The sequence below is a fragment of the Streptomyces sp. NPDC006140 genome (assembly GCF_040628815.1).
GTDB lineage: Bacteria > Actinomycetota > Actinomycetes > Streptomycetales > Streptomycetaceae > Streptomyces.
This window is the reverse complement of the sequence record NZ_JBEXTS010000003.1, coordinates 699,917-709,375: the sequence shown is the minus strand read 5'-3', so window position 1 is coordinate 709,375 and position 9,459 is coordinate 699,917. Positions and strand designations below refer to the sequence as shown.

Annotated in this window: 9 protein-coding genes; 2 read left to right on the top strand and 7 right to left on the bottom strand. The window is 74.1% G+C overall.

Annotated elements, in window-relative coordinates:
- Positions 1 to 146: 146 nt before the first annotated feature.
- The gene (locus ABZ386_RS12725; protein ID WP_351333106.1) at positions 147 to 1,184 is read right to left on the bottom strand and encodes a LacI family DNA-binding transcriptional regulator; all 1,038 of its coding nucleotides are present in this window, start codon (positions 1,182 to 1,184) and stop codon (positions 147 to 149) included.
- Between the two features lie 93 nt (positions 1,185 to 1,277).
- Positions 1,278 to 1,946 (bottom strand): helix-turn-helix domain-containing protein, encoded by a 669-nt coding sequence (locus ABZ386_RS12720; protein ID WP_351333108.1) that lies wholly within the window; start codon positions 1,944 to 1,946, stop codon positions 1,278 to 1,280.
- Positions 1,947 to 2,078: 132 nt separating this feature from the next.
- Between ABZ386_RS12720 and ABZ386_RS12715 the strand changes: the two genes are divergently transcribed.
- A complete protein-coding gene (locus ABZ386_RS12715) occupies positions 2,079 to 2,642 on the top strand; it encodes an NAD(P)H-dependent oxidoreductase (RefSeq protein ID WP_355727620.1) in 564 nt (187 codons plus the stop codon).
- 78 nt (positions 2,643 to 2,720) lie between these two features.
- Here the strand turns inward: ABZ386_RS12715 and ABZ386_RS12710 are convergent, their stop codons facing one another.
- From ABZ386_RS12710 to ABZ386_RS12695, 4 genes are read right to left on the bottom strand one after another with little or no spacing between them, the layout of a single operon-like run.
- Positions 2,721 to 3,890 carry an XdhC/CoxI family protein gene (locus tag ABZ386_RS12710; protein WP_355727622.1) on the bottom strand — a complete coding sequence of 390 codons (1,170 nt, stop codon included), beginning with the start codon at positions 3,888 to 3,890 and terminating at the stop codon, positions 2,721 to 2,723.
- Positions 3,883 to 5,997 (bottom strand): xanthine dehydrogenase family protein molybdopterin-binding subunit, encoded by a 2,115-nt coding sequence (locus tag ABZ386_RS12705; RefSeq protein ID WP_356617709.1) that lies wholly within the window; start codon positions 5,995 to 5,997, stop codon positions 3,883 to 3,885. Before ABZ386_RS12705 ends, ABZ386_RS12710 begins: the two co-directional genes overlap by 8 nt.
- On the bottom strand, positions 5,994 to 6,986 hold the full coding sequence (locus ABZ386_RS12700; RefSeq protein ID WP_351333116.1) for a xanthine dehydrogenase family protein subunit M: 993 nt from the start codon (positions 6,984 to 6,986) through the stop codon (positions 5,994 to 5,996). Before ABZ386_RS12700 ends, ABZ386_RS12705 begins: the two co-directional genes overlap by 4 nt.
- Positions 6,983 to 7,525: a 2Fe-2S iron-sulfur cluster-binding protein gene (locus ABZ386_RS12695; protein ID WP_351333119.1), complete on the bottom strand. Its 543-nt coding sequence runs from the start codon at positions 7,523 to 7,525 to the stop codon at positions 6,983 to 6,985. The genes ABZ386_RS12700 and ABZ386_RS12695 overlap by 4 nt, the downstream gene beginning before the upstream one ends.
- Positions 7,526 to 7,803: 278 nt before the next feature.
- On the opposite strand from ABZ386_RS12695, the gene ABZ386_RS12690 reads away from it, so the two are divergent.
- Positions 7,804 to 8,406 carry a helix-turn-helix domain-containing protein gene (locus ABZ386_RS12690; protein ID WP_351333121.1) on the top strand — a complete coding sequence of 201 codons (603 nt, stop codon included), beginning with the start codon at positions 7,804 to 7,806 and terminating at the stop codon, positions 8,404 to 8,406.
- A gap of 101 nt (positions 8,407 to 8,507) precedes the next feature.
- Here ABZ386_RS12690 and ABZ386_RS12685 read toward each other — a convergent pair whose 3' ends face one another.
- Positions 8,508 to 9,413: a LysR family transcriptional regulator gene (locus tag ABZ386_RS12685; RefSeq protein WP_351333123.1), complete on the bottom strand. Its 906-nt coding sequence runs from the start codon at positions 9,411 to 9,413 to the stop codon at positions 8,508 to 8,510.
- Positions 9,414 to 9,459: the final 46 nt, after the last annotated feature.

Below are 9,459 nucleotides of genomic sequence, written 5' to 3'. Positions count from 1 at the left end.
GCGGGCGCGGCCGTGCGTGCCGCGGCCCGCCTGCGAACGCGCCCCCATTTGGTTGAGCATGCAACATCCTAGCCGTGTGGCGGGTGGGGCGGGGCGGACCGTCCCTCGTTCATCGACCGTAGGCACGGGAGCGGTCCGCCCGCACGTCAGCTCGACTCGCGGTGCAGCACCGTCGCGCCCAGTACCTTGTGCGTCTCGGGTTCGGTGCCGGGCTTGCGGACCGCGCGGTCGACCAGTTCGGCCAGTTCCTGGCCGGAGGGCAGCTCCAGGCGGACCGTGGTCAGCCGGGGCCGCAGCAGCCGGCCGAGCATCAGGTCGTCCGCGCCGATCACGGCCGTCTCCTCGGGGATGCGGATGCCCTCGTCCTGCAGGGCCCGCATCAGCAGCATCGCGTACTCGTCGTTGTAGGTGAACACGGCGTCCAGACCGAGGCTCCGCCAGCGGGCGGCGAGGCGGGCGGCGGCCTGTTCCTCGTAGGCCAGGGGCAGTTCGGTCAGCGTGGCGTCCGTGCCCCGCAGGGACTGGCGCACACCGTCGAGCCGGGGCGCGGAGAACGCCTCCAGGCCGGGCTCCTGGGGGACGACGACGCCGATCCGGCGCCGGCCGCGGTCGTAGAGGTGGGAGCCCGCGGTGTGGCCGACGACGTCGTGGTCCATGAGCAGGGCGTGCGCGCCCTCGATGGTCTCGGGGCCGAGAGTGACCACGGCCCGGGCCCCGGAGCGCTTGAGCACCGCCACCCCGCACGGACCGAGTCCGGAGCCGGGTACGAGCACGGCGACGGGCCGTAACTCGGCCCAGGCGCGGGCGGCTTCGTCGCCGTGCGGGCCGCCGGTGCCGTACTGCACGACCGTGTAGTCCAGGACGCCGAGCGCGCTCTGGAGGTCGGCGAGGAACCGGCTGTAGAGCGGGCCCACGGGGAAGGTCGGCGCGGGGATCAGCACCATCCGGCTGTGCCCGGCGCGCAGGCTGCGGGCCGCCGCGTGCGGTACGTAGCCGAGTTCCTTCGCGGCCTCGTGGACGCGGCGGCGGGTGGGTTCGCTGATCCGTACGGCGCTGGTGTTGTTCAGGACGTAGGAGACGGTCGCGCGCGAGACGCCGGCCAGGCGGGCCACGTCGGCGCTCGTGGGGACGGAGCGCGACGGCGCGGGGGACGGGAGCGCGGGCGTTTTCGGTATCTGCACCATGACGTACGGCATCTTGGCAGAAGCCCCAATGCGCGCTTCCGGCGGGGGAGTTGTGACGAATCCGTGAGCGTTCACGGCATGCGGCGGGCGCTGTCAGCAGGCGGGGCGCGTGCCCGTCACGCGGTCGACCAGGTCTGTCCAGGCGGCCTCCAGGCGGGACAGGGGGATCCCGCACTGCTTGGTCAGGTGATGGATCAGGGCCGGGTCGAGCTGGCCCATCAGGGTGTGCGCGAGGAGCTCGCAGTCCGCGCCGGGGACCGCCTGGCGCAGGAGCATCTCCACGTGGTGCCGCAGGACGCGGCGGGCCGGGTTGATGTAGCGGCGGTTCGCGCCCGGCTCGGCGGCCAGTTGCAGCTCCAGTTCGTCGGCGGAACGGCGCAGCAGCGCGCAGCCGAACGCCCGCAGTCGCTCCACGGGCGGCGCTCCGGGGCCGAGCGGCGGCGGGCCGCCGAGGAACGCGGCCTGGAACTTCTTCTCGGAGTGGTCGAGCAGCGCCGTCAGCAGGCCGGTGCGGTCGCCGAAGCGGCGGAAGACGGTGCCCTTGCCGACGCAGGCCGCGGCGGCCACCGCCTCCATCGTGACGGCTTCCGCACCGCGCTCCGCCACCAGCCGTGCCGCGGCCTCCAGCAGCCGGGCACGGTTGCGCGCGGCGTCGGCGCGCAGGCACGGCTCGTGGGCCTCCAGGGCGGTGCCGAGCTGGAGCAGCTCCGGGTGGTCGACGGGCTCCTGGGGCGTCGGGAGGGGCGGCGAGGCGGCGGACATGAAGCCAGCGTAAAGCATCGGGAACAAAACTGGACCGCGGTCCGGTTAGGATGCTAGAACATTAAACGGACCCCGGTCCGGATCGTGACGGCAGTGTTTCACTGCGGTCTTTTCATATACGTGGGAGTCAGCATGTCTGTTCGTATCCTCGCCCTCGTCGGCAGCCTTCGCGCCGGTTCGCACAACCGCCAGCTCGCCGAGGCGGCCGTCAAGCTCGCCCCCGAGGGTGCCGAGGTGGAGCTGTTCGAGGGCCTGGCCGAGATCCCGTTCTACAACGAGGACATCGACGTCGAGGGCAGTGTTCCGGCCGCCGCCGAGCGCCTGCGCGAGGCCGCGAACGCCGCGGACGGCCTGATCCTGTTCACGCCGGAGTACAACGGCACCATCCCGGCCGTCCTGAAGAACGCCATCGACTGGCTGTCCCGCCCGTACGGCGCCGGTGCCCTCAGCGGCAAGCCGGTCGCGGTGGTCGGCACCGCCTTCGGCCAGTACGGCGGTGTCTGGGCGCACGACGAGACCCGCAAGTCCGTGGGCGTGGCCGGCGGCAAGGTGCTGGAGGACGTCAAGCTGTCCATCCCCGGCTCGATGACCCGCTTCGCCGAGACGCACCCGGCCGACGACGCCGAGGTCGCCGCGCAGCTGACCGAGGTCATCGCCCGTCTGCACGGCCAGGCCTCGGAGCCGGCCGCGGCCTGACCGGCACCCGCCCGTCCGCCACGGAGGGACCGCAGCCGTCACGGCTCCGGTCCCTCCGGCGCGTCGGCGCGCTGTGCCTCACACCGGCTGGGGAGAAGCCTCCCGCCCGGCCCGGTGGATCGGTGCGTCCGAGCCGGTCAGGGGCGCCCCCGTGCCGCCGTGGCGGGCCGCGATGATCTCCGCCGCGATGGACACGGCGGTCTCCTCGGGCGTACGCGCGCCCAGGTCGAGGCCGATCGGCGACCTCAGCCGGGCCAGCTCCGGCTCGCCCAGGCCCGCCTCCCGCAGCCGCCGCTCCCGGTCCTCATGGGTGCGGCGGGAGCCCATCGCGCCGACGTACGCGACCGGCAGCCGCAGCGCCTCCGCCAGCAGGGGCACGTCGAACTTCGCGTCGTGCGTGAGTACGCACAGCACCGTGCGCGCGTCGGTCTCGGTACGCCGCAGGTAGCGGTCGGGCCAGTCCACGACGATCTCGTCGGCCTCCGGGAAGCGGGCCCGGGTGGCGAAGACCGGGCGGGCGTCGCACACGGTGACGTGGTGGCCGAGGAACTTGCCCGCCCGGACGAGAGCCGCCGCGAAGTCGATCGCACCGAAGACGATCATGCGGGGCGGGGGCACGGCCGACTCCACGAGCAGGGTGAGACCGCCCGGGCAGTGCGAGCCGTCCTCCGAGACCTCGACCGTGCCGGTGCGTCCGCCGTCCAGCAGGGCGCGGGCCTCGGCGACCGCCGTGCGGTCCAGGTCCGGGCCGCCGCCCAGACCACCTTCGGACGAGCCTCCCCCCGGCTCCGCCCCGGAGGCTCCCCGGTTCGCTTCGCTCGGGCGGACGAGCAGCGCCCGGCCGAGGAGGCGGGCCGGGCCCCGGACGACCCGGGCCAGCGCCACCGGCTCACCGCGGGCGGCGGCGGACAGCGCGGCCCCCTCGACCGAACGCCCCGCGGTGTACGGGACGACCATGACGTCGATGGTCCCGCCGCAGGTCAGCCCGACCGCGAACGCGTCCTCGTCGCTGTAGCCGAACCGCTCGACGAGCGTCGCGCCGTCCCGCAGGGCCTGGACGCACAGGTCGTACACCGCTCCCTCCACGCATCCTCCGGAGACCGAGCCGATGGCCGTGCCGTCGGCCGACACCGCCAGGGCGGCGCCGGGAGGGCGCGGGGCGCTGCCGCCGACGGCGACGACCGTGGCGACGGCGAAGTCCCGGCCCTGTTCGATCCACTCGCGCAGCGGCCCGGCGAGATCAAGCATCGCCGCCCGCCAGCAGCACCCGGTCGGGCCGGATCGGCAGGTTCCGGTGGCGTACGCCGGTCGCGTGCCACACGGCGTTGGCGACCGCCGCCGCGGCCCCCACGATGCCGACCTCGCCGATGCCCTTGATGCCGACCGGGTCGTCCGGGTCGGGGTCGTCGACCCAGTCGGCCTCGATGTGCGGGACGTCGGCGTGCGCGGCGACGTGGTAGCCCGCGAGGTCGGCGCCGTAGACACCGCCGCTCGCCCGGTCCCGGACGGCTTCCTCGTGCAGGGCCATGGACAGGCCCCACACCATGCCGCCGACGAGCTGGTTGCGGGCGGTCAGCGGGTTGACGATCCGGCCGGCCGCGAAGATGCCCAGCATGCGGCGCACGCGGACCTCACCGGTGGCGGGGTCGACGGCGACCTCGGCGAACTGCGCCCCGTAGGAGTGCCGTTCCTTCTGGGCGAGGGCCCCGGTGGCCTCCGTCGTGTCCGACCGTACGGTGACGCCCTCCGGCGGGATGTCGGCGCCCGGCGCGAGGCTCCCGCGCAGCTCCTCGGCTGCCGTCCGGACGGCCCAGCTCCAGGAACGGGTGCCCATCGAGCCGCCCGCGATCATCGCGGGGCCGAGGTCGCTGTCCCCGATCCGCACCCGGACCCGGTCCGTCGGGACCTGAAGCGCGTCCGCGGCGACCAGGGTGAGCGCGGTCCGGGCGCCGGTGCCGATGTCGGCGGCGTTGACCCGGACCGTGAAGGTGCCGTCCGCCTCCGCGGTCACGGCGGCCGTGGACGGCATGGCCACCACGGGGAACGAGGCGCCGGCCGTTCCGGTGCCGAGCAGCCAGCGTCCGTCCCGGCGGACGCCGGGGCGCGGATCACGGTCGGCCCAGCCGAACCTGCGCGCGCCTTCCCGGAAGCAGGCGATCAGGTTGCGGCTGCCGAACGGCAGCCCGGACACGGGACCCACCTCGGGCTCGTTGCGCACCCGCAGCTCGATCGGGTCGACACCGCACCGCTCCGCCAGCTCGTCGAGCGCCGACTCCAGCGCGAACGAACCGGGGGCCTCGCCCGGGGCGCGCATCCACGTGGGCGTGGGCACGTCGAGCCGCAGGATCCGGCTGGCCGTGTGGTGGGCGTCGGCGGCGTACATCGCCCGGCTCGCCGCGGCGCTCGGCTCGACGAAGTCGTGCACGGCCGAGGTCTGGTTCAGGGAGCGGTGCTCCAGCGCGCGCAGCCGCCCGTCCGCGTCGGCGCCGAGCCGGACCCGCTGGGCGGTGGGGCTGCGGTAGCCGGCGAGGGAGAACATCTGGCGGCGGGTCATGACGACCCTGACCGGGCGCTGCAGGACGGTCGCGGCCATCACGGCGGCCACCTGGTGCGCCCGGACGCCCTTGCTGCCGAACCCGCCGCCGACGTGCTCGGAGCGCACCCGCACGGAGGCCGGGTCGAGGGAGAAGAGGTTCGCGAGTTCGCCGGCGACCCAGGTGGTGCCCTGGTTGGAGTCGACGACCTCCAGCCGGCCGCCCTCCCACCGGGCCGTCGCCGCGTGCGGCTCCATCGGGTTGTGGTACTCCTCCGGCGTGGTGTACTCGGCGTCCACCACGACCGCCGACGCCGCGAGCCGGTCCGCCAGGTCCCCCTTCTCGACCACGGCCGGCCCGTGCCCGTCGAGCGTGTACGCCTCGGACTCGCGCCCGGCGGAGAACGCGACGTCGTGCGGCTCCTGGTCGTACCGCACGACGAGGGTCTCGGCGGCCTCCCGGGCCTGCTCGGACGTCTCGGCGACGACCAGCGCCACCGGCCAGCCCAGATGGGGCACGCGGTCGTGCTGGAAGAGGGCGGCGGTCGGGTCCGGCGGGACGCCCAGCAGTCCGACGAAGTCGCTGTCGACGCGCGGGGCGTTGTGGTGGTGCAGCACGGCGAGGACGCCCGGCATCCCGAGGGCGGCCTCGGTGTCGACGGCCCGGACGCGGCCGCGGGCGACGGTGGACAGCACCAGCCAGCCGTGGGCGAGTTCGGCGAAGGGGATCTCGGCGGCGTAGCGAGCCGCTCCGGTGACCTTGTCGCGGCCCTCGACGCGGGTGTGCGGGGTGCCGACGGCTCCCCTGGTGGCGGTGGTCATCGGGTGGCCTCCTCGGCGAGTTCGCTGAGCACGGCGACGACGAGGTTGCGCATCAGGGTCACCTTGTATCCGTTGTGGGGCAGCGGTTTCGCCTGGGCGAGTTCGGCGTCCGCGGCGGCCGCGAAGGTCTCGGCGTCGGCCGGGGCGCCGGTCAGGACGCGTTCGGCCGCCCGGGCCCGCCAGGGGCGGGAGGCGACCGCCCCGAAGGCCAGACGCACCTCGCGGACGCGGCCGTCCTGGACGTCGAGCGCGGCGGCGATCGAGCCGATGGCGAAGGCGTACGAGGCCCGCTCGCGGACCTTGCGGTAGCGGGAGACGGCGGCCACCGGGGCGGGCGGCAGGGTGACGCCGGTGATCAGCGCGCCCGGCGGCAGGACGGTCTCCCGGTGCGGGGTCTCCCCCACCGGCAGGTAGAAGTCCGTCAGCGGCACTTCGCCCGGCCCGTCCGCCGTCTCGTACGACACGACCGCGTCGAAGGCGGCCAGCGCCACGCCCATGTCGGAGGGATGGGTCGCCACGCAGTGGTCGGAGGCGCCGAGGACGGCGTGGTTGTGGTGCTCGCCCTCGATGGCGGGGCAACCGCTGCCCGGAACGCGCTTGTTGCAGTTGGCCGTGACGTCGGCGAAGTAGCCGCAGCGGGTGCGCTGGAGCAGGTTCCCGCCGACGGTGGCCATGTTGCGCAGCTGTCCGGAAGCGCCCGCCAGCACGGCCTGCGCCAGCGCCGGGTAGCGGCGGCGCACCTCGGGGTGGGCGGCCAGGTCGCTGTTGGTGACGGTGGCCCCGATGCGCAGACCGCCGTCCGGGGTGGACTCGACGCGGTTCAGGGGCAGTTCCCGCACGTCGACGAGGAGGGCGGGCCGTTCGACGCCGGTCTTCATCAGGTCGACGAGGTTGGTGCCGCCGCCCAGGAAGCGCGCGTCCGGGTCGCCGTCGAGCAGCGCCACGGCGCCGGAGACGTCGTACGCCCGCTGATAGCCGAACTCCCTCATGCCGCGGCCCCCTTGGCCTCGGCGGCCCGGGCCACGGCCTGGACGATCGAGACGTAGGCGCCGCAGCGGCACAGGTTGCCGCTCATCCGCTCGCGTATCTCCTCGGGGGTCAGTGGTGGCGGTCCGGCCTCGGGCCGTACGTCACCGGTGGCGGCGCTCGGCCAGCCGGCCGCGTGTTCCTCGATCACGGCGATGGCCGAACAGATCTGTCCCGGCGTGCAGTAACCGCACTGGAAGCCGTCCAGGTCGAGGAACGCCTGCTGCACCGGGTGGAGTTCTCCGCCCTCGGCCACGCCCTCGATGGTGGTGATCTCGCGGCCTTCGGCCGCCACCGCCAGTTGCAGGCAGGACACGCTCCGGCGGCCGTCGACCAGGACCGTGCAGGCGCCGCACTGCCCCTGGTCACAGCCTTTCTTGGTGCCGGTCATGTCCAGTCGCTCGCGCAGGGCGTCGAGCAGGGTCGTGCGGTGGTCGACGGTCAGCGTGTACTTCTCGCCGTTGACGGACAGGGTGAGGTCGCTGGACGTCGATGGGGGCATGGAAGCCTTCTCTCTCACATCACAAGGTCGGCAGGCAGGGCGTGCCGGTGGCGGAGCCGGTCCGCAACCAGGCAGGATGCGGGGCGGGCCGGGCACGGTCCGCACGGGTGCGGCCGTTTCCGGGTGCCGTTTCCGGAGGCGGTCGGCAGGGGCTGTCCGCGCGGACGGCACGCCGATACGATGCAACAATCGGACAGTTGTCCGCTTACCCGGAAAACGTAGTGGACACATGTCCGCTTAACAAGCACCGGGTTTCGGCCACCACGCGAGGAGGGCGAGTGCCGCAGAGGAAGGGCGCTCCCCTGCGCTCGGACGCGCAGCGCAACCGTGAGCGCATCCTGGAGGTGGCCGTGGTCGAACTGACACGTGCCGCGGACGCCCCGCTGAGCGCGATCGCCAGGAAGGCGGGCGTCGGGCAGGGGACCTTCTACCGCCACTTCCCCAGCCGCGAGGCACTCGTGATGGAGATCTACCGCCACGAGATGCGGCAGGTCGCCGAATCAGCGGCACCCCTGCTGGAGAGCCGGGAACCCGACCGGGCGCTGCGCGAGTGGATGGACCGCCTGGCCCGGTTCGCCATGACCAAGGCCGGCCTGGCCGACGCCATCCGCCAGGCCACCAGCGCCCCCGGGAAGCCCGAGAAACCGGCACACGCCCCGGTGACCGAGGCGGCCGAACTGCTGCTCCGCGCCGCCGAGCGGGCCGGCACCATCCGCCCGGGGATCACCGCGGAGGACCTCTTTCTCGCCATCGGCGGCCTCTGGACGATCGACCCCCGCGGTGACTGGCAGTCGCGCGCGACCCGGCTGCTGGATCTGATCATGGACGCCCTGCGCGTGGGGGCGCCCGGGGGGTCGTCCGGGGAGTCGCCCGGGGGGTGAGCGCCGGTCCGCGCTGGAGGTGCCCCCGGTCTTCGCGTGTCCCCGTCGTGAGCGGCCGTGACTGGCGTGGCCGTGAGTGGCCGTGAGTGTCGGACCGCTGTTCAGGCGACCGCCGTGGGCGCCAGGTCCCGCAGTTCGTCGAGGGCCGCCGCGACGGCCGGGCGGGCGTGGCCGCCGCCGCGCGTGCAGGTCAGGAGCTTGCGGTGGGGGTTGCCGGTGCAGCGGACGCGGACGATCGGCAGGTGCGGCGTCAGGTGGGCCAGGCGCGGGACGAGGGCCACACCGAGCCGGTGGGCGACGAGGTGCGCGGCGACGTTCCAGTCCAGGGCGTGGTGGACGACGTCCGGGGTGAATCCGGCCGCGCCGCAGGCGGACAGTACGTGCGGGCGGCAGGGGCTCTCCTCCACCGGCGCGATCCACGGCTCGCACGCGGCCTCCGCGAGGTCGACCCGGGTCCGCCCGGCGAGCCCGTGCTCCTCGTGGACGACCAGGTCGAAGGGGTCGTCCAGCAGCGGCCGTTGGTCGAACCGCGCGTCGCTCAGCGGCGGGTTGTGCGGGGTGGACTCGACGATCGCCAGGTCGCTGACACCCTCGAAGAGAAGGTCGAAGCTCTCCGGGACACCTGCCTCCGTGATCCGCACGGACAGCCGCGGATGCCGCTCCCCCAGCCGGGCCGCCATCGGCGCCAGCAGCACCGAGACGGCCACCGGGAAGCCGGTCACCCGCAGCACCCCGGAGGGCGCCCCGTGGTCGGCCCGCAGATCGAGTTCGGCCTGGTCCCAGCGGGCCTGGATGGCGTCGGCGTGCGCGAGCAGACTCTCGGCGGCCGGGGTGAGACGGACCCCGCGCCCCTGCGGCTCCAGCAGGTCGACGTCCAGGTCCCGGGCGAGCTGCCGGATCTGCTGGGAGGCGGCGGACGGGGTGAAGTGCAGGGCCCGGGCGGCAGCGGTGACCGTGCCGTAGTGGGCGACCGCCCTGAGCACGTGCAGTCGGCGCAGGTCAATCATGAAGGCTACGCTTCACAATGCCGTCCACAAAGTCAACCTGGACGCG